Source organism: Hymenobacter sp. BRD67 (genome assembly GCF_013256425.1).
Taxonomy (GTDB): domain Bacteria; phylum Bacteroidota; class Bacteroidia; order Cytophagales; family Hymenobacteraceae; genus Hymenobacter.
The window spans coordinates 2,421,308-2,440,148 of the sequence record NZ_CP053904.1; the positions used below are offsets into that span (position 1 = coordinate 2,421,308).

An 18,841-nucleotide genomic window follows, 5' to 3' on the forward strand; every position below is an offset into this window, starting at 1 on the left:
TCGTTAGGCTACTAGCCAGCGACGCGAGTGAAATGCTTGGGTAAGTGTGTGCCCGCTAAGCCTGACGGTCAATTTTAGGTTATTGTATAATAAGAATAATATGAATATTTCAGAATTATCTCTAAAACGACCCGTGTTGGCGACGGTGTTCAACCTGCTGCTGATACTATTTGGCGGGGTGGGCTTCTCGTTTCTGGCGCTGCGCGACTATCCGGCCATTGACCCGCCGATTATCAGCGTGAGCACGGCCTACACCGGCGCCAACGCCGATGTGATTGAGAACCAGATAACGGAGCCGCTCGAAAAGCAGATTAACGGCATTCCGGGCATCCGCTCCATTACCAGCAGCTCGTCGTTGGGGTCGAGCAATATTACGGTCGAGTTTAACCTCGACGTGGATTTGGAGGCCGCCGCCTCCGACGTGCGCGACAAGGTAGGCCAGGGCGTGCGCTCGCTGCCGCAGGATATCGACGCCCCGCCGGTGGTGGCCAAGTCGGACGCCAACTCCGACAACATCCTCATCCTGGCCGTGACGAGCCGCACCAAGAGCCTACTCGACCTCAGCGACTATGCCGAGAACAACCTGCAGCAGCGCTTCCAGACCATTAACGGCGTATCGGCCGTCAACATCTTCGGCCAAAAGCGCTTTGCCATGCGCCTCTGGCTCGACCCCAGTAAGATGGATGCGTACAACGTCTCCTTCACCGACGTGCAGAACGCCCTCAACGCCGAAAATGTGGAGGTACCGGCCGGTAAAATCTACGGCGGCAAAACGGAGCTGACCATTCGCACGATGGCACGCTTCACGACCGAACAGCAGTTTCGCGACCTGATTTTGCGGGAGGATAAAACGGGTATCGTGCGCCTCGGCGACGTGGCCCGGGTGGTGCTTGGGCCCGAGAGCTACGAGCAAAGCTGGAAGGTAAACGGGGCTTACGCCGTGGGCCTGGCCATTGTGCCCCAGCCGGGCTCCAACTACGTGCAGATTGCCGAAGAATTTTACAAGCGCCTGGCCGAGGTGCAGAAGGAAAATAAGGCGGACATCCAAATGCGGGTGCTCACCGACAACACCAAGATTGTTCGCAACTCGATTGATGAGGTAATCGAGACGCTGCTCATCTCCTTTGGGCTGGTCGTACTGGTTATCTTTTTCTTCTTTCGCAACTGGCTCATCGCCCTGCGCCCGCTTATCGATATTCCCATCTCGCTGATTGCTACATTCTTCGTGATGTACCTGGCAGGATTTACTATTAATATATTAACGCTACTAGGTATTGTACTCGCCACCGGCCTGGTGGTGGACGACGGCATTGTGGTGACGGAGAATATCTTCCGTAAGCTAGAAGAAGGTATGGATATTCGCAAGGCGGCGCTGGAGGGCAGTAAGGAGATTTTCTTCGCCGTTATCTCAACTTCGCTCACACTGGCGGTGGTGTTTTTGCCGGTTATTTTTCTGCAAGGCTTTACCGGACGCTTGTTCCGCGAGTTTGGGGTGGTAGTGGCTGGCGCAGTGCTGATTTCAGCCTTCGTGTCGCTGACTATTACGCCGGTTCTGAACGTGGCGCTGCACCGTGAGGGGCGGGCCACGGCAAGTTTTACGACCGCACCGAGCCCTTCTTTACGGGCATGGAAAACGCCTACGGGCGGCTGGTCGGCAGCTTTCTGCGCGTGCGCAGCCTGGCGTGGGTAGTGGTAGCGGTATGCGCCGGCCTCATCTACTTTGTGGGTAAAAATATCCCAACCGAGTTGGCTCCGCTCGAAGACCGCAGCAGCCTGCGCCTAACCCTGACCGGCCCCGAGGGCACGAGCTTTGGGGCAATGCAGAAAATCAGCGACCAAGTAGCACAGTTTGCTACCGACTCGGTACCGGAAAATGACTTTGTATTCAGTATCACGCCGGGCTTCGGCGGTGGGGCGGCGTCAACAATGGGCAGGTGCGCATTGGCCTTGTGCCCCCGGATGAGCGCAAGCGCTCGCAGGAAGCAATCGGCAAATACCTGACTAAGAATACCAAGCGCTTCAATGATGCGCGCATTTTTGTGGTGCAGGAGCAGACTATTGCCGTGGGTTCGGGGTCGAAAAGCAGCTTGCCAGTACAGTTCGTGCTGCAAAACGTGGACCTAGACCGCATCCGCGGGCGCTGCCTAAATTTTTGGCCGCGGCCCGCCAGGACCCTACTTTCCAAAACGTTGATGCCAACCTCAAATTCAACAAGCCGGAGGTACAGTTAACATTCGACCGCCTGAAAATCAGGGACCTTGGCCTGACTACTCAGAACGTAGTAGCGGCCGTACAGGGCGCATTTGGTGGCCGCCGCATGGCTTACTTCCTTATCAACGGGCGGCAGTACCAGGTAATCGGGCAGGTGGAGCAGGGCAATCGCAGCGCCCCTACCGACATCAGCCGGCTCTACGTTACCAATAGCCGGGGCGAAAGCATTCCGCTCTCGGCCGTCGTGCATCAGATTGAGGACTCTAATCCCAGCACGCTCTACCACTTCAACCGCCTGAAATCGGCCACCGTGTCGGCGCAGCTGGCCGAGGGCAAAACAGTGGGCGACGGCGTGCGGGCCATGCAGGCCATTGCCGACAAAACGCTCGACCCGACATTCCAAACGGCCCTCTCGGGCTCGTCGCGCGACTTTGCCGAAAGCTCCTCTAACACGGCTTTCGCCTTCGGGCTGGCCCTAATGCTGATTTACCTGCTGCTGGCGGCTCAGTTCGAGAGCTTCCGCGACCCACTTACCATTTTGCTCACGGTGCCGCTGGCTTTGGCCGGGGCGCTGCTCAGTCTGTGGCTTTTTGGCCAGACTATCAACATCTTCTCCCAAATCGGGATGATTATGCTGATTGGCCTGGTAACGAAGAACGGCATTCTCATTGTGGAGTTTGCCAACCACCAGCGCGACGCCGGCGTGCCCCTGCGCCAGGCCGTGCAGCTGGCCGCCCAGCAGCGCCTGCGCCCCATTCTGATGACTTCGCTGGCCACGGCGCTCGGTGCGTTGCCCATTGCTCTTAGCCTGGGCGCGGCCTCTACCAGCCGCCGGCCACTGGGTATTGTAATTGTGGGCGGCATCCTGTTCTCGCTCATTCTCACGCTGTTTGTTATCCCGGCCATCTACACGTTTATCGCCAAGGACCGCAAACCGCTGGAGCTGGGAGAAGAAGCAGTAGTGCAGGAGGAGCCCGTAACTGCCTGAATGTAAAAGCGGGGCCGGCAACCACTTAGACTGCACCGGCTCTGCTCGCCCGACTTGTTTAATGACAAACGAAGTATTCCTTCGTTTTAACGTATAATGAAACTAACTTTCTGCCTGTTAGCCTGCCTGTTACCTGCTTCTTTGCTGGCTCAGACTGCGCCCCCTACCACGGCGCAGTCGCCGGCCGGGCCCGGCGCTGGCCCGGTGCTTACCCTGCACGACGCCCTGCAAACGGCCCTCAAAAACAGCCTCGATATTCAAATTAGTCAGAATAACGTGGATGTGCAGGGCCTGCGCAACAATGCTGGCTTTGCGGGCGCGCTGCCCGCGGTGGGTATTACTGCCAGCAACAACGCGGTGGTCAACAACACGCAGCAGGAATTCAATACCGGGAGCAGCGTCTCCCGCACCGGGGCGGTATTCAGCCAGTACAACGTGGGGCTGGCCGGGACCTTGCTGCTTTACAACGGCGGCCACGTAGTAGCCACCCGCAAGCGGCTGGATGAGCTGGCCCAAATAAGCCAGCTGCAGCTCAACTCGACCGTGCAGAATGTGCTGGCCGATGTGAGCCTGAAGTACTACGCCGTGGTGCAGCAGCAGCGCTACATCCGCACCCTCGAAGCTTCGGTGGAGGTATCGCGCCAGAAGCTGCGCCTTATCGAAACCCGCCAAAGTGTGGGCCTGGCCAACAACGCCGACCGCTTTCAGGCGCAGCTCGACCTGAATGCCCAGCTCGAAACCCAGCAGCAGCAGCAACTGGCCGCCCAGCAGGCTACTGCCGATTTGCTTCGCGCCCTGACCATGGATTTAAACACGCCGGTAGCCGTCGAAGACACTATTCCGGTAAACCGCTCGCTGAGCTGGGCCGAGCTGGAAGGCTCGCTCGCCAAGAACCCCGACTTGCTGGCGGCCGAGCGCCAAATACGCGTCAACGAGTTAATTGAGCGCGAAACCAGGGCCGCTCGCTACCCATCTATTGGCATAAATACCGGCACCAACTTCGCCCGTAGCCAAAACTCGGTGGGTACCACGCTCTTCAACCAAAGCTATGGTCCCTACGCCGGGCTGGGATTATCGGTGCCCCTCTACGCGGGCGGCGTAAACCGGCGGCAGGTTGATATTGCCAGAATTAACACGCGCACCACCGAACTGCAAAGCAATGCGCTGCAGCGCAACTACCGCCTCAACGCCCTCAAGGCCTGGGAAGCGTACCAAAAGCAGCTAAGCCTCGTTACTACCGCCGAGCAGAGCTACACCACCGCCCGCCAGCTCCTGAAGCTGGTGCAGCTGCGCCTCGATGCCGGCCTCTCTACCCTGGTCGATGTAAAGCTGGCCCAGCAGAGCTTCGAAGATGCCGGCTACCGGCTCGTAAACTACCGCTACGCCGCCAAGTCGGCGGAGATAACGTTGCGCCAGCTGGCAGCTTTGCTGGCACCCTAAGGCAGACATCAAGCCGCCAGCAGCAAGGGCCGGCCGAGCTATGCTCAGTCGGCCCTTGCTGCTGGCGGCATTACAAGCGTCAGTCCTTCACAAAGCGCTTGGTTTCGGTGCCGGCTTTGGTCGTGATTTTGTAATAATAAGTTCCGTGGGGCAGGTCACTCAAATCGAGCTGCTGGGTGTAGGAGCCCTGCTCCTGCTGCACCGGCGCCAATAAAGTACGTAGCTCAGCACCCTTGCCATCCAGTAGCTCAACGCTGACGGAGCCGGCCTTTTTCACGTCGTACTGCAGCTGCGTGGTGGCTGCGGCGGGGTTCGGGTAAAGGCTGGTGCCCGTAAGACTAGCGTCAGCCGGCGCAGTGGGGTCGAGCAGCAGAAAGGCCGCCGGGCGGAACAGCTTCCGCAGGCCACTGCGCCGGGCGGCCAGGCCCGCCCACTTTGCCAGCTTTTCCTGCTGCTCGGGCGTAGTATTCTTTGCCACAATCGCTTTTATGTCGGTGGCCCACTGCGCTTTTTGCGGCGCTATTTCCTGAGTCAGCTTCTGAATGTTGGCGTCGTACTTCAGCGCCAGCTGGGCCACACTCAGCATAATGCCTTTCGCCTGCAAGCGCAGGGCGTGCACCTGTTGCTGCTGGTCGGCAGTGAGGGTGGGGCGGGTTCCGGCTGGCGCTTCGGCTGGCATAATGCGCTGGCGCAATGCCTGGCCCTGGGCACGCAGGGCCTTCAGCTGGGCGCGGTAAGTCACTACTTGCGCCTGGTCGGCCGGGGCAAGCTGGGCTTCCAGCTTCTGGCGCTGCTGGCGCAGCACGGGCAGGACGGTCGCCGTGAGGTAAGCTTTTATTTCCTGGCGAAGGGGCTGGTTGGGGCCGGCCTGATGGCCAGCACCCGGTTGGGCAATAGTCACTACGCTAGTAGCCAGCAGAAGCAGCACTACCAGGGGCAAGCGGGTGAGAAAAGGGTATTTCATGTTTTTTAACGGCAGCATGGGGTCATAGCTCAGTCGGCTTTTATATAGACTTGCTGTAAGCCAGGCGGTTTAATTCGGCTGCTGAAAAATACGTTAGTCCGCGCTTTTCCGCTAACGCAAGAATGGCCCGGTAGCAGCCCAGGCCATTCTTGCAATTATATTATTAATTTATTATATAGTAAAAATTATTCATTATTGCGCACCGCCTCTTCGCGGTTGAGCGCCGTGAGGAACGAGCGGGTAAGCGGCGTTTCGCTTTCGGCGCCGGGGCGGCGCTCGTAGCCGGCCGGGCTTTCGCCGGTGGCGGGCAAGGCGCGGTTGAGCCAGGCCAGGGCGTCGGTGGTAGTGCCGGGCATAAGGCCGTGCAAAGCAGCCAGCAACTTGGCCGGCAAGGTCAGAATGAGCTCGCCATCGCCGCGGCGGCAGGCGTTCCAGATGCTGCGGGCGGCCTCTTCGGCACTCATGGTGAAGCCCGGCAGGGCATCGGCGATGCTAAACCAGGCGTATTCTTTTTCGTGCTGGCCCTTTAGCTCGGCGTGGCCGGCGCTGCCGGTGCGCAGCAGGCCAGGACACACGGTCGTAACGAAAATACCGTATTGGTTGAGCTCGGCCCGGAAGCCTTCGGACAGGCCTACCAGCGCAAACTTGCTGGCGCTGTAGGCCGTGAGGTGCGGAATGGCCACCTTGCCACCCAGCGACGAGATATTGACAATGCGGCCCTCGCCGCGCAGCCGCATGCCCGGCAGCACGGCCTGCATGGCGTAGAGCGGCGCCCAGAAGTGTGTGTTCATAGAATCCTCGAAGTCGCGGACGTCCATGTTTTCGAGCGGCCCACCCAGAATAATCCCGGCGTTGTTGATGAGCACATCAATCGGCCCCAGGCGGTTTTCGACCTCCGCTACCAGCGTGCGCACCTCGGTAGCGTCGGTCAGGTTGCGGGCCAGGGCCAGCACGCTAGTTTCGGGCGCGCCGTAGCGCAGCAAATCCTGGCGGGCGCGGGCCAGCTCCTGCTCGTCGCGGGCGCAGATAGCCACGCGGGCGCCTTCGGCCACGGCCCGGCGGGCCAGCACCAGGCCCAGCCCCCGCGAGCCGCCGGTAATAAGCACGGTACGCCCCGCCAGCTCATACGAGCCGCGCCGGTTGCGCCAAACAGTAGTGGCCAGGGCAGCAACGCCGAATCCGGCGGCCCAGAGCCAGGAAGTAGTACGAGAAGTTGGCTTCATGCTACCCTGTATGGGTTTGGGCGGCGAAAGGTTGCATCGGCTACTTTACCTTATAAACAGAAGCGCGGGCCTGACAAGGTCAATAACCTTATCAAGCCCGCGCTATTCATTCACTGGCAGTTATTTACCCATTTTTTCCTTAAAGAAAGCCAGCGTCAGGGCCCAGGCTTCGGCAGCGGCGTCCTTGTTATAGCTGGGGCGCGCATCGCAGTTAAAGCCGTGGTCGGCATAAGAGATAACTGTGTTGATGTAGGGCTTGCCGGCCGCCGCCACGGCGTCGGTCACCTGCTTTATCTGGTCCTGGCTGATGTGCTGGTCGAGGCCGCCCCAGAAAAACAGATGCGGCGCGTGCAAGTCTTTGGCATGGTCGGCCAGCAGGTGGGTTCCGCCACCATAGTACGACACTGCTGCTGCCAGCGGCAGCACGGCATTGGCCAAAAACGCTACCCGCCCGCCCAGGCAAAAGCCAATGGCGGCAATTTTATTTTTTTGCACGTTGGGCTGAGCTTGCAGCCAGTCGTAGGCTGCCTGCATATCCTGGGTCAGGCCTTCGTTGGTAATAGCCTGATAGTGCGGCATGGCACTGGCAAAGTTGTCGTACGGAATCTCCAGCCCCGGCGCCGCCGTGCGGTGAAACAATTCGGGGCCACTACCACGTAGCCCGCCTGGGCCAGGCGGTCGGCCACGCTGCGAATATGTTGATTTACACCAAACGCCTCCTGGCAGAGGATAATACCGGGGCGGTAGTGGCGCCCTGGGGCTGAGCTACGTAGGCGTGCACCTCGGTGCCATCGGCTACGGGCAGCACCAGCGAGTTGGGGGTACTCATAAAGAAGAGGAAAAGGAGTGGTAAAGTCGGAGCCGGAACAAGGCGGTAAGGGTGGTTGTTTTACGAGCGTACAGCTTGTTTTACTATTTATTCTATTACTGTTACTATGCCTGCCTCTCCCTCTTTGCGCCTGAGCGTGCTCGACCAGTCGCCCGTGCGCCCCGGCGCTACCTCCCGGCAGGCTTTGCTCGAAACTACCGAGCTGGCGCGCCTCGCCGACCGCCTCGGCTACACCCGGTTTTGGGTGAGCGAGCACCACAACACTACCTCCCTGGCCGGCCCCGCCCCGAAGTGCTGCTGGCGCACCTGGGAGCGCACACCAGGCATATCCGGCTGGGCTCGGGCGGCGTCATGCTGCCCCATTATTCGGCCCTGAAAGTAGCCGAAAGCTTTAAGCTGCTCGAAGCGCTGCACCCCGGCCGCATCGACCTGGGCCTGGGTCGGGCCCCGGGTGCCGACCGCCTCACGGCCTACGCGCTCAACCCGAATAATCAGTTCAACGAGCAGGACTTTATTGAGCAATTGCTTGACCTACAGGCTTACCTGCGCGACGATGCTACGCCCGAAACCATTCACGAGCGGGTGCAGGCTATTCCTAAAATTGCTACTCAGCCCCACCTGTGGCTGCTCAGCTCAAGCGGGCAAAGCGGGCAGTTTGCCGCCCAGCTTGGTATGGGGTTTTCGTTTGCGCAATTTATTGGGCCCCACGGTGGGCCGGCGGCCGTGCAGCGCTACCGGGCGCAGTTTCGGCCTTCGCCCGAGCTGGCGCACCCCCAAGCCAATGTAGCGCTGTTTGTGCTCTGCGCCGATACCGAAGAGAAAGCCAATGCGCTGGTTAAAGCATTATTTATCCAGCTATTACGCTTCGATCAGGGCCGGCGGGGCCCCTACCCCACCGCCAGCGAAACAGCCGCCTACGCTTTCAGTCCTGAAGAGCAGGCGCGCCTGCGCTACCACCAGGGCCGCGTAGTGAGCGGCACGCCCGGGCAGGTGCGCGAGCAGCTGACCCAACTAGCCACTGCGTACAACATCGATGAGGTGACGGCAGTAAGCATCACCGCCGATTTTAACGACCGCCTACGTTCTTACGAGCTGCTGGCCCAGGCCTTCGAGTTGGTGCCGACAACCCAAAAAGTAGCTGAAGAAGCCTTGACTTTATGAGTGGATACTATCCTATTCAGTATTGTTCTAAATAAAAAGTCTCCCATTAGGGAGACTTTTTTAGTATCAACCATCTCATAGACAGTTTTTTATTTCAACTACCAGCTTAAAGAGCCGGTAGCTGGATACAAGCTAATCAGTAAATTATTTGGAATCATTCTAAATTCAGGCAGACCTTTGCGCTGCGTTGAATGATTCTAAATAAGCTTATGTCTCAGCTTTTCTTTCCGATTTCGCTCCTGGCTTTGGCCTTGCCGCTGGGCTGCCTAGGGCAGGCCTCTACTACTCCCGGCCCGGCGCACCACGCGTCGCACCAGCACCGGCGGCTGGGCACCCTTGCAGGGAGGGTAGCGCTGGCCGACGGGCAGAGCGCTGACCATGTGTCGGTGCTGGTGCGTGGCACGGGCTACGGGGCGGCACCTGATGCGAGCGGTAATTTTCGACTGACCGCGCCGGCGGGCTGGCAGGTAGTCACGTTTACGGGCCTGGGCTACGCGGCGCAGGAAATCACGGTGCAGGTAGCGCCTCATCAAGTTCTTACCTTACCAAGCGTGACCTTGGTACGCGGCACGCGGCAGCTCGACGAAGTAGTGGTGACGGGCAGCAGCGCAGCCACTCGCCCCACTACGGCCAGCAAATCCGGTATCGCACCCCTCGACCTGCCCCAGAGCGTGGGCGTGGTGTCAAATACCGTGCTTACCGACCAGCAGGTAAACCGCCTCGGCGATGCGTTGCGCAACGTGAGCGGCGTAGCTCTCACGCAGCAGCGCCAGGGCATTGCCGAAACCTTCTCGGCGCGGGGCTTCAGCATCGGCATTAGCGGCGCGGGCGGCAGCATATTCAAAAATGGAGTTATTTCCAACACCCAGGGCTTTCCCGATGCCAGCACGCTTGAGTCGATTGAAGTGCTGAAAGGCAGCTCGGCCCTGCTCTACGGCAACGTGTCGGGCGGCCTTATAATCAATATGATAACCAAAAAGCCTCGCTTCGACTGGGGTGGCTCGGTAGAGATGCGGGCGGGCAGCTACCGTTTCTACAAGCCGATTGTGGACATTTACGGGCCCATCAGCAAGAATCTGGCGTTCCGGGTAGTGGGCACTTACGAAAATGCCAAAAGCTACCGCGACGTAGTGACGTCGAAGCGCGCGTACGTCAATCCTTCGCTACTATATAAGCTAGGCGAAAAAACGGACCTTTTGCTGCAGGGCGACTACCTGCAATCGAACGTGACCCCCGACGCCGGCGTGGGCGTAGTCAACAACGGAATTACGGCTGAGATTCCGGCTAATACGCCGCGCTCACGCTTTATCAACGCGGTATGGGCGTATAATATTACCACGCAATACTCGGGCTCTCTGGTTGTCAATCATCGCTTTAACGAATTGTGGAAGCTGAATGCCATTGCTGGCTGGCAGGACACGCGCGTGCAGGGCTTCGGGGTGGGTGTGCCGTCGGCTATTGCGACCAACGGCGACTTCAGCCGGACGCTCAGCGCCGTGAAAACGAGCGAGCGCGACTTCACCGGGCAGCTAAACCTGACGGGCAGGTTTGACACCGGCTTTCTGGGGCACCAGGTGCTGGCCGGCAGCGACGTGGTACAGATTCAGACCCAGAGCAATACGTTTCGCTACACCGATGCGGCGGGCAATGTGGGCCCGGCCTATGATATAATCAATATCCTGGACCGTAGTAAATACGCGGAACGCACTGATATTCCGACCTTTACTGATACTGCCCGCACGCGCACGCCGTCGTACCGGGCCGGCGTTTATGCCCAGGACCTGATTACGCTCTCGCCTAAATTCAAAGTGCTGGCTGGGCTGCGGTGGTCGTATCAAAAAGCCCAGCCAGTTAGCGTTTTCAACCAGCTTACCCAGCGCGAGCGGGCCACCAGCGTTGAGAAGGTTGATAAAGCCTTTTCGCCCAAGGCCGCCCTGCTTTACCAGCCGCTGGCCACGCTGTCATTTTACGGCAGCTACACCAACAATTTTACCATCAATACCGGCTACGACATAAACAAACAAGCGCTGGCCCCGTCTATCGTGGACCAATACGAGGCGGGCGCCAAGCAGGAGTTGTTTAGCGGCCGGGTTTTTACCAGCCTGAGCGTGTATCGCTACCGCAATAGCAATCTGGCCCAGTTTATCGCCTTTTTGCCCAATGGCCAAGCCAATACCGACACGAATGTGAAGGAGCTGACCGGCCAGACAACCAGCGATGGCCTGGATGTGGACGTCAACGCCAGCCTTTCCCCAAGCCTCTACTTCAACGTGGGCTACGGCTACAACTACAATCGCTACACCAATACCTCCGGCCTGAAGGGGTCGCAGATTGAAGGCGAGCGCCTCACCAACAACCCCGCAAATACGGCTAACGCGTCTGTATTTTACACGTTTAGCCAGTCGGCCCTGCGCGGCATCAAAGTAGGTGCTTCGGCTTTTTATACCGGCCAGCGGTACGGGGGCAACAACAATACCGTGGGGCAGGACCCCGTAGGCAAAGAATACAGCCGGCTTATTTCACTAACCGGCTTCACTACCATCGACTTATCGGCCGGCTACACGTATCAGTGCTTCTCCCTGCTGGCCAAGCTCTCCAACATCACCAACGAGCTGAACTACCTGGTGCACGACCGATATAGCATAAATCCTATACCTCCGCGCCAGTTCCTGACCACCCTAGGGTACACGTTTTAAAGCAGGGCGCTTCGGCCCCGGCTTCCTAAATACCTTCATAAAGTGCTTTAGGCGCTATGCAGCACCTCGTAGCCTAGCTTGAGAATAAACGCGCTTACCACGCCCAAAAACAGCACCCGCACGAAGCCCGTGCCACGCCGCAGTGCCAGCCGCGCTCCCAGCGTGGAACCCAAGACGTTGCAGGCCGCCATCGGCAAGGCGTAGTAGTAGAGCACCTGCCCGGTCGAGATAAAATAAGCCAGCCCGGTAATGTTGGTGGCAATATTCACCACCTTGGCCGAGGCCGAAGCCGCCAGAAAGTCATAGCCAAACAGCCCCACGAACGCAAACAGCAGCAAGCTGCCCGTGCCCGGCCCAAAGAAGCCGTCGTAAAACCCGATGCTGGCACCCAACGACACGCCCGTCCACAGCTCGCGGCTGCCGCGCAGGCGCGGGGCGTGCAGGCTGCCGAAATCCTTGCGCCAGAACGTATAAGCAGCCATCAGCACCAGCAGCGCCAGCACCAGCGGCTTCACCAGCTCTTTGTTGAGGCCGCTCACGGCCCGCGCGCCCAGCAGCGCAAAGCAGCCTGCCACCACCGCTGCTACCGCCACCGTGCGCCAGTTAATAGCTACCCCACTGAGCCCGCGCAAATACCGAAATGCCGACGCCGACGTGCCGGCCAGACTAGCAACTTTGCCGGTGCCCAGCACCGTGGGCACCGGCACTTTGGGTAATAAAAGCAGTAGCGCCGGCAGTTGAATAAGGCCGCCGCCGCCCACCATGCCGTCGATGAGGCCGGCCAGCAGCGAAGCCAGGCATAGGAGGGGGAGGACTAAGCTGTTACCCACTCAAGCTCCTTGATTTAGCATAGCCCATACAAAAAAAGCACTTATCACCAGCCAGATAAGCAAAGGCTTCACCCAACTCTTGCGAGGAAAGTCGGCTTCGTCAGGCAGGTATTTCTTGAAGTAATACCTGTCGAGTACGTAACTCCAGCCTAAGTTTAAGCCGAGAGCTAACCCCCGGTTTTTGTTGAAATCAGGTTCACTAACAGTACCGTTAAAGCTGTATAGCCAATACTGGCCCACAATGCCTGCCGGGCGGCAGCTGGCTGGCCGGCATCTCTTAGTGAATGAAATGCCAGAATACCACCAGCCAGCCCACTAAACAGGACTGAGAAAACCCGTACCACCCGAGGCGAATAAATGGCAGGCTTTGCTTGGTCAAGGGTATATACTGGCTCCATTGTAGTTAAGAAAAAGGTAGAGCAAAGCTACTTGTCCGGCTACCTCAAACCTAGCGAAAGTCAGTTCGTTTTTCTTTCTTTATAGAAGTATAGCGCAAAAATGCCCTTCACTCTAATCCACCTTGTTCCTCCCTGTCACCACCTGGAATGTAAGCCCGAGGCAAACATAGGATAGGATAGCTCTAAGCGGAATCCTCACTAAAAAGGCGGCTCCTCGCCAAAGCTATTGCTTTTGGGGAACGGCACCGGCGAGGGCGGCGCGTCGTTCATGCGCGAGCCCAGGCGAATGGTATTCGGCGCGAAGCCGCCACCCGGCGCGGGGCCACCGGCCGGCTCCGAGTCGAAATTACTGGTTGGGAAGGAGTTGGACGAAAAAGCCGGCGCGCCGCCGAAACCGCCCGCATCGCCACCGCCGTCGAAGCCGTCGAGGTCGGCAAACTTGGTGAAGCGGCCGATAAACTTGAGCTGCACCGTTTCGAGCGAGCCGTTGCGGTGCTTGGCAATGATAACCTCGCCCATACCCTGGGTAGGGTTGCCCATCTCGTCTTCGGTAATCTTATAGTATTCAGGCCGGTACAGGAAGATAACCATGTCGGCATCCTGCTCGATAGAGCCCGATTCGCGCAGGTCGCTGAGCTGGGGCTTCTTGTCGCCGCCGCGCGTTTCAACCGAGCGCGAGAGCTGCGACAGGGCAATAACAGGAATATTCAGCTCTTTTGCTATTCCCTTGAGCGCCCGCGAGATACTGGCAATCTCCTGCTCGCGGTTGCCGCCCGGCCGGCCGGCTTCGCCGCCGCTCATCAGCTGGAGGTAGTCAATGATAATGAGCTGAATATCGTGCTGCGACTTGAGGCGGCGGCACTTGGCGCGCAGCTCGCGGATGCTGAGCGCGGGCGTATCGTCGATAAAAATCGGGGCCGACGAGAGCGACGAAATCTTGTGGTTGAGCTGTGCCCACTCATAGTCGGCCAGGTTGCCTTTCTTAATTTTTTCCGAATCCAGCTCCGCCTCGGCCGAAATCAGACGATTGACCAGCTGCAGCGACGACATTTCAAGCGAGAAAATGGCGACCGGCTTCTTGAAATCGACCGCCGCGTTGCGCATGGCCGATACCACAAACGCTGTATTGTGCGTCACGGTGCAGTCGGCCAGCAAAAACAGGTGATTACCGTCAATCTCGAAGCCGTAGTAATCGTCCTCTTTATCAAACTCGACCGAGATTCCGGTCATGCGCCAATCGACGCCGGAAGCCCAGGGATTCGCTTTTTTGCGCGCCACGCGCACCGGAATCTTATCTACATCGCCGTAGAAGCGCACACGCCATACCTCGCTCTCGTAGCCGATTTTGCTGATGACGGCACGCTTTTTCGTCAGCGACGCGCGGAAGCCCAGCGAATCGCACAGGAATTTAATCTGGCAAGCTAATTCCTTGTTTTTCTGGGTAATCTCGTAGCCATTGCTCACCACGTTGAGGTGGCCGTCGGAGTCGATAAGGCCCGCCAGCAGGCGCAGACGGTATTCGGTCGAGTTGACCAGGTAAGCCTGCGGAATGTGCTTGTTATTGAGCACGCCCAGCTGGCACAGCTCGTTCTGCACCGAGTACTCAGCCAGGCTCCCACCCTGCCGGCCGCGCGTAATGCCGTAGCTGTTGCAGCGGTCGGCCACTACGCCGGTGGTTACCTGCATGCCCAGCTCATCGGCGTACTGGTGGAGGTAGTCAATGATTTCGGCATCCTGGCCGGTGATGCGGCAATTGCCGGCAGCCCCGTCACCCAGCCACACACCCAGAAAATAAGGGTCGAGCGGCACCGTCTGTTCGGCAAACTCCACGGCCACTTTGTAGCCTTTGTAGCTCGACTGAAACTTGGGGCCTTTTTTCAACCATTCACGAACCTCTATATTCAGCACGTCGCCGTGGCGGTGCGGCCCTTCGTTACGGCTGCGCTTGAGCGAGAGAATGTGGCTCTCATTTACGCGGTAGTCGTCGCCTTTATTCTGGCGCACCCAGTACATATTTTCGCGGCCACGGGCCAGGCTCAGCACCCGGCGCGGCGTCGAGTCGTCGCCCATCAGCAGGTCGCCTTCGCGCACGTCTTCCACGCGGCGTAGCGTACCATCATACATCACCACCTTGGTACCCAGCGCCAAGCATTTGCCCATGCCGGGGCGCGCCGCAATAATTACCAGGTCAGACGGTTGCCAGCCGCTCGTAACGCGGTCGAGCGCCGAGAAGCCAGTGGGTACACCCGTTAAGCCGTCTTTCTGGTGCTTCTTTTCTTCGAGCTCTTTAATGGCCTTCACCATCAAATCCTGCATCGAGTCAACGCCCTTGCGCATATTGTCTTCCGACACCTGGAAGATGTTCTTCTCCGTCGCGTCGAGCAGCTCAAATACGTCGGTGGTTTCCTCGTAGGCGTCGCGCAGAATGTCGGTGGCGGTGCGAATCAGCTCGCGCTTGATGGCCGCTTCCAGAATCACGCGGGCGTGGGCCTCAATGTTAGCGGCCGAGTTGATGTGCATGGTGAGGCCGGCCACGTAGCCGACCCCGCCGGCGGCTTCCAGCTCGCCCATCTCGCGCAGCTCCTGCACCACGGTGAGCTGGTCGATGGGCTCCGACTTATCAAATAAGTTGCTGATAGCCTTATAAATGCGTTGATGGCCGTCTTTGTAAAAGCTGTGCGCTTTCAGGATATCGACTACCGTAGTAAGGGCATCTTTCTCCAGCATGAGGGCTCCGAGCACGGCCGCCTCCATTTCGAGGCGCTGGGGCGGCAGCTTGCCGGTGGGCGACATGGGCACGGGCTGCCGGCCTCCGCGTACGCCCTGAAAGGCGGCCGCGGCGCGGGCGGCAGATTGCTTGAGGCGGTCGTCCATACGGTCGTTCATGTAGGGCAGGCTGGGGCAAAAGGCAGATAACAGCGCGAGGGTCAGCTTTAGGAAAGCTGACCGGGTAATTGGGTACCCGAACTAACAAAGCTAACCTAAAAGTACCCGAAAAAAACGCATGGGATACGCAATTGTTTTTAAGCACCGCCCCGCCCCGACCGCAGGCGCGGCCGTACTTTCGCTCCCCCCAACGGGCTGGCAGCGCGCCGCTTACCCGCGGCTTTAGCAGCGTTTAAGCTGCTTTACAGGGAGTCTGGCCTCTATTATTTTTTGCAGTAAGTAATTAAGAACAAGTCACTTGGAAAATATTCACCTCATTGCCGTCGGCGGCAGTATTATGCACAACCTGGCGCTGGCTTTGCACCAGCGCGGCGCGCACATCACGGGTTCCGACGACGAGATTTTTGAGCCGGCCCGCACCCGGCTGGCCCAGGCCGGCCTGCTGCCCGCAGCCGACGGCTGGCACCCCGAAAAGATTCACGCGGGCCTGTCGGCCGTGATTGTGGGCATGCACGCCCGGCCCGACAACCCCGAGCTGGCCCGGGCCCAGGAGCTGGGCATCAAAATATACTCATTTCCTGAATATATCTACGAGGCCAGCAAGGATAAGCAGCGGGTGGTAATTGGCGGCTCGCACGGCAAAACGAGCATTACGGCCTTGATTCTGCACGTTTTGCGCTTTCACGGACGCAAATTCGACTATGCGGTGGGCGCGCAGCTGGCGGGCTTCGACTTGATGGTGCAGCTGACCGACGACGCGCCGGTTATCATCATCGAGGGCGATGAATACTTATCGTCGCCCATCGACCGGCGGCCCAAGTTTCACCTCTATCAGCACCACATCGGCGTTATTTCGGGCATTAGCTGGGACCACATCAACGTGTTTCCGACCGAGGAAATCTACCGCGAGCAGTTCGAGGTTTTTGCCCGCCAGACGCCCAAGGCCGGCGTGCTCATCTACGACCGCGACGACGAGCAAACTCAACTGGTAGCCGTGCCTGCCAGCCCCGATGTAACCTACGTGGGCTATGGCCCGCACGAGCACGTTATCCGCGACGGCCGCACGTTTTTGCTGACCAAAAAGGACGAGGAGGTACCTATTCAGGTGTTTGGCGAGCACAACCTGCGCAACATCTCGGCGGCCAAGGAAGTCTGTAAGCAGCTGGGTATCAAAGGCAAGGATTTTTATAAGGCCGTAGCCACCTTCAAGGGCGCGGCGCGGCGGCTCGAGCTGGTCAAGCAAAGTGCTACGTCGGTGGTATACAAGGACTTTGCCCACGCGCCCAGCAAGCTGCGCGCCACGGCGGCTGCCCTTAAGCAGCAGTTTCCGCAGCGGCGGCTGGTGGCCTGCCTGGAGCTGCATACCTTCAGCTCGCTCAATCCGGCCTTTTTGCCGCAGTACGCGCACTGCTTCGATGCGCCCGACGTGGCCGTGGTGTACTTTAACCCCCACGTGCTCGAGCACAAGCGCCTGCCGCCCCTGCCGCCCGAAGCCGTAGCGGCCGCCTTCGCCCGGCCCGATTTGCGCGTATTCACCAACAGCGCCGAGCTGGCAGCCTTCCTGCAGGCCCAGACCTGGGCCAATACCAACCTGCTGCTGATGACTTCCGGCACCTTCGACGGGCTGGACATTGCCGCCCTGGCGGCCGAAGTAGCCGGCTAGCCCGCCGGGGTATAATATATTATTTATTGAATATTATACCCCGGCGGGTATTAGCTACTCGACTTGCCCTATCGTGCATGGCTCCTACCTCTCCTACCACCTCGCAGCTCGTAACGGCGGTGCTGATACTGCTGCCCATTTTTGGCGCGGCCATCATTGCCGGCCAGCGGTATCGCCAGTTGCCGGGCAACCTGCGCTGCCTGGCCTGGCTGGCCTGGTTTGAGCTACCGCTCGACCTGGGCGGAGAAATCATGGGGCTGCTGCAACGCAATAACTTGTTTATCATGCCACTGTACACGGTGGGTGAATTCTGGCTACTGGCCCTGATGTACCGGCGCACGCTGCAGTCGGCGGCTTTCAACAAAGTAGTACCGTGGCTGGTCGGCGGCTTTGCTGCTTATGCCTTGCTCGATAGCTTACTGGCGGCCGACCTCACCCGATTCAGACCCGGCCAGCAGGTTATCCAGGGCCTGCTGATACTGGCAATGGTCGGGCTTTATTTTCGCAAGCTGCTCCACGAGCTGCAAACCCGGAGCCTGACACGGGAGCCAATGTTCTGGGTATCAATCGGCTTGTTCCTCTATTTTGTAGGGTACCTGCAAATAGCGCTTTTCAGCAACTATATGATGCAGCACTATTCGATGGCGTTTAACCGCAACATCTGGACGATTCACACCGGGCTGATTATTCTGTTGCACTGCTGCTATTGCCGGGCGCTGGTAATCAGGCCCCGGCCCGCGCAGGCCTAGCGCTATCTTGCTGTCAGGCTGTTGCTGTAGCAAGAAAGCCGGCTAAACGGCGGGCTTTTAGGGGCGGGGTGGCTGGCCGCTGTCATTAGCCAGCAGGATAGCCAGGGCGGCCAGGCTCAGGCGCAGGGCCCATTTGGCGGCGCGGCTCATTTAGCAGCGCCGGGCTTGATGGCCGGGTCGGGCCGGGTGGTCGCAAAAACCTCGTTTTCGGGCAGCACTTTGAGGGTGCAGCTGCTGCCCCCGGAATTGTCGTCGCAGGTGGTGCCGATAATGTGACCGTCCTCGAAATCGAAGTAGCAGCTTGGGCAGCCTATCCCGAGATAACGTAGCGGCTGGCGCTGGGCGTGAGGTAAAAGGTACTGTCGTCGGTGCCGTGCAGAGGCAGGGCCACCGCCCGGTAGCTACCGTTGTTGTGCCCCATACCAATAAGGTAGTAGACGGGCCGCGCGGCATCGCTGCCGGGCGCCTTACGCACCATAATGCGGTCGATAACCGTGCCATCGTGAAACTGCCGGATAAGGGCGGCCGCCATCACCGACTGCGCCAGCTTATACTTTACCCCGCCTTTACTATCGAGCCGCATAATCTGGTGGCTGCTGGCTGCGCCCGACAGCGAAGCCCCCGCTGCATCGCTCACGCGCTGCGCTTCACGGGCCGGGTTGCTGGCTTCGCGGGTGCGGGAGGTCTCGCACGAGCAAAGCAGCAGCAGACTACTGAGCACACCCAGTAAAAGCAGGCCAAATAAGCGGGGTAACGTACGGGTCATATACGGGCAGGAGGTGGGTAAGTAAGCGGTCAGAGAA

16 protein-coding genes are annotated in these 18,841 nt (G+C 59.0%); 9 read left to right on the plus strand and 7 right to left on the minus strand.

The window, feature by feature from the left end:
* Positions 1-133: 133 nt before the first annotated feature.
* The 4 genes from GKZ67_RS24640 (at position 134) to GKZ67_RS11315 (ending at position 4,639) form a co-directional block, all read left to right on the plus strand.
* Entirely contained in the window at positions 134-1,690 is a 1,557-nt protein-coding gene (locus GKZ67_RS24640) for an efflux RND transporter permease subunit (RefSeq protein WP_317172131.1), read from the plus strand.
* Positions 1,627-2,001, plus strand: a complete 375-nt coding sequence (locus tag GKZ67_RS24645) for an efflux RND transporter permease subunit (protein ID WP_317172132.1) — start codon at positions 1,627-1,629, stop codon at positions 1,999-2,001. Before GKZ67_RS24640 ends, GKZ67_RS24645 begins: the two co-directional genes overlap by 64 nt.
* Positions 2,002-2,152: 151 nt before the next feature.
* Entirely contained in the window at positions 2,153-3,199 is a 1,047-nt protein-coding gene (locus tag GKZ67_RS24650; protein ID WP_317172133.1) for an efflux RND transporter permease subunit, read from the plus strand.
* Positions 3,200-3,340: 141 nt separating this feature from the next.
* The gene (locus tag GKZ67_RS11315; RefSeq protein ID WP_173242393.1) at positions 3,341-4,639 is read left to right on the plus strand and encodes a TolC family protein; all 1,299 of its coding nucleotides are present in this window, start codon (positions 3,341-3,343) and stop codon (positions 4,637-4,639) included.
* A gap of 79 nt (positions 4,640-4,718) precedes the next feature.
* Here the strand turns inward: GKZ67_RS11315 and GKZ67_RS11320 are convergent, their stop codons facing one another.
* The 4 genes from GKZ67_RS11320 to GKZ67_RS24140 all read right to left on the minus strand — a co-directional run bounded on the left by GKZ67_RS11320 (position 4,719) and on the right by GKZ67_RS24140 (position 7,655).
* A complete protein-coding gene (locus GKZ67_RS11320; RefSeq protein ID WP_173242395.1) occupies positions 4,719-5,603 on the minus strand; it encodes a T9SS type A sorting domain-containing protein in 885 nt (294 codons plus the stop codon).
* Positions 5,604-5,788: 185 nt separating this feature from the next.
* Positions 5,789-6,826 (minus strand): SDR family NAD(P)-dependent oxidoreductase, encoded by a 1,038-nt coding sequence (locus GKZ67_RS11325; protein WP_173242397.1) that lies wholly within the window; start codon positions 6,824-6,826, stop codon positions 5,789-5,791.
* A 120-nt stretch (positions 6,827-6,946) separates the two neighbouring features.
* A complete protein-coding gene (locus tag GKZ67_RS11330) occupies positions 6,947-7,465 on the minus strand; it encodes a dienelactone hydrolase family protein (protein WP_173242399.1) in 519 nt (172 codons plus the stop codon).
* 64 nt (positions 7,466-7,529) lie between these two features.
* Positions 7,530-7,655 carry a hypothetical protein gene (locus tag GKZ67_RS24140; RefSeq protein WP_262889600.1) on the minus strand — a complete coding sequence of 42 codons (126 nt, stop codon included), beginning with the start codon at positions 7,653-7,655 and terminating at the stop codon, positions 7,530-7,532.
* Positions 7,656-7,761: 106 nt separating this feature from the next.
* Here GKZ67_RS24140 and GKZ67_RS23525 point away from each other — a divergent pair, with 106 nt between their 5' ends.
* From GKZ67_RS23525 to GKZ67_RS11345, 3 genes are all read left to right on the plus strand, one after another.
* A complete protein-coding gene (locus tag GKZ67_RS23525; protein ID WP_254244771.1) occupies positions 7,762-8,031 on the plus strand; it encodes an LLM class flavin-dependent oxidoreductase in 270 nt (89 codons plus the stop codon).
* Positions 7,947-8,816, plus strand: a complete 870-nt coding sequence (locus GKZ67_RS11340; RefSeq protein ID WP_217278580.1) for an LLM class flavin-dependent oxidoreductase — start codon at positions 7,947-7,949, stop codon at positions 8,814-8,816. The genes GKZ67_RS23525 and GKZ67_RS11340 overlap by 85 nt, the downstream gene beginning before the upstream one ends.
* A 209-nt stretch (positions 8,817-9,025) precedes the next feature.
* Positions 9,026-11,512 carry a TonB-dependent receptor gene (locus GKZ67_RS11345; protein WP_173242401.1) on the plus strand — a complete coding sequence of 829 codons (2,487 nt, stop codon included), beginning with the start codon at positions 9,026-9,028 and terminating at the stop codon, positions 11,510-11,512.
* 47 nt (positions 11,513-11,559) lie between these two features.
* On the opposite strand, the gene GKZ67_RS11350 is transcribed toward GKZ67_RS11345, so the two are convergent.
* Positions 11,560-12,342, minus strand: coding sequence for a sulfite exporter TauE/SafE family protein (locus tag GKZ67_RS11350; protein ID WP_254244772.1), 783 nt, complete (start codon positions 12,340-12,342; stop codon positions 11,560-11,562).
* Between the two features lie 596 nt (positions 12,343-12,938).
* On the minus strand, positions 12,939-15,533 hold the full coding sequence (gene dnaB, locus GKZ67_RS11355) for a replicative DNA helicase (RefSeq protein ID WP_254245245.1): 2,595 nt from the start codon (positions 15,531-15,533) through the stop codon (positions 12,939-12,941).
* Positions 15,534-15,963: 430 nt separating this feature from the next.
* Here dnaB and GKZ67_RS11360 point away from each other — a divergent pair, with 430 nt between their 5' ends.
* Together GKZ67_RS11360 and GKZ67_RS11365 are read left to right on the plus strand one after the other, a co-directional pair.
* Positions 15,964-17,289: a UDP-N-acetylmuramate--L-alanine ligase gene (locus GKZ67_RS11360; RefSeq protein ID WP_254245246.1), complete on the plus strand. Its 1,326-nt coding sequence runs from the start codon at positions 15,964-15,966 to the stop codon at positions 17,287-17,289.
* Positions 17,290-17,366: 77 nt separating this feature from the next.
* The gene (locus GKZ67_RS11365; protein ID WP_173242407.1) at positions 17,367-18,038 is read left to right on the plus strand and encodes a hypothetical protein; all 672 of its coding nucleotides are present in this window, start codon (positions 17,367-17,369) and stop codon (positions 18,036-18,038) included.
* Positions 18,039-18,348: 310 nt separating this feature from the next.
* Here GKZ67_RS11365 and GKZ67_RS11370 read toward each other — a convergent pair whose 3' ends face one another.
* On the minus strand, positions 18,349-18,804 hold the full coding sequence (locus GKZ67_RS11370) for a hypothetical protein (protein ID WP_173242409.1): 456 nt from the start codon (positions 18,802-18,804) through the stop codon (positions 18,349-18,351).
* Positions 18,805-18,841 lie beyond the last annotated feature (37 nt).

Excerpts from the sequence above, each read along its gene's own strand:
- GKZ67_RS24645 (WP_317172132.1), top strand. The coding sequence starts at position 1,627 with ATGGAAAACGCCTACGGGCGGCTGGTCGGCAGCTTTCTGCGCGTGCGC.
- GKZ67_RS11320 (WP_173242395.1), bottom strand. The coding sequence starts at position 5,603 with ATGAAATACCCTTTTCTCACCCGCTTGCCCCTGGTAGTGCTGCTTCTG.
- GKZ67_RS11325 (WP_173242397.1), bottom strand. The coding sequence starts at position 6,826 with ATGAAGCCAACTTCTCGTACTACTTCCTGGCTCTGGGCCGCCGGATTC.
- GKZ67_RS24140 (WP_262889600.1), bottom strand. The coding sequence starts at position 7,655 with ATGAGTACCCCCAACTCGCTGGTGCTGCCCGTAGCCGATGGCACCGAG.
- GKZ67_RS23525 (WP_254244771.1), top strand. The coding sequence starts at position 7,762 with ATGCCTGCCTCTCCCTCTTTGCGCCTGAGCGTGCTCGACCAGTCGCCC.
- GKZ67_RS11345 (WP_173242401.1), top strand. The coding sequence starts at position 9,026 with ATGTCTCAGCTTTTCTTTCCGATTTCGCTCCTGGCTTTGGCCTTGCCG.
- dnaB (WP_254245245.1), bottom strand. The coding sequence starts at position 15,533 with ATGTCGCCCACCGGCAAGCTGCCGCCCCAGCGCCTCGAAATGGAGGCG.
- GKZ67_RS11360 (WP_254245246.1), top strand. The coding sequence starts at position 15,964 with ATGCACAACCTGGCGCTGGCTTTGCACCAGCGCGGCGCGCACATCACG.
- GKZ67_RS11365 (WP_173242407.1), top strand. The coding sequence starts at position 17,367 with ATGGCTCCTACCTCTCCTACCACCTCGCAGCTCGTAACGGCGGTGCTG.
- GKZ67_RS11370 (WP_173242409.1), bottom strand. The coding sequence starts at position 18,804 with ATGACCCGTACGTTACCCCGCTTATTTGGCCTGCTTTTACTGGGTGTG.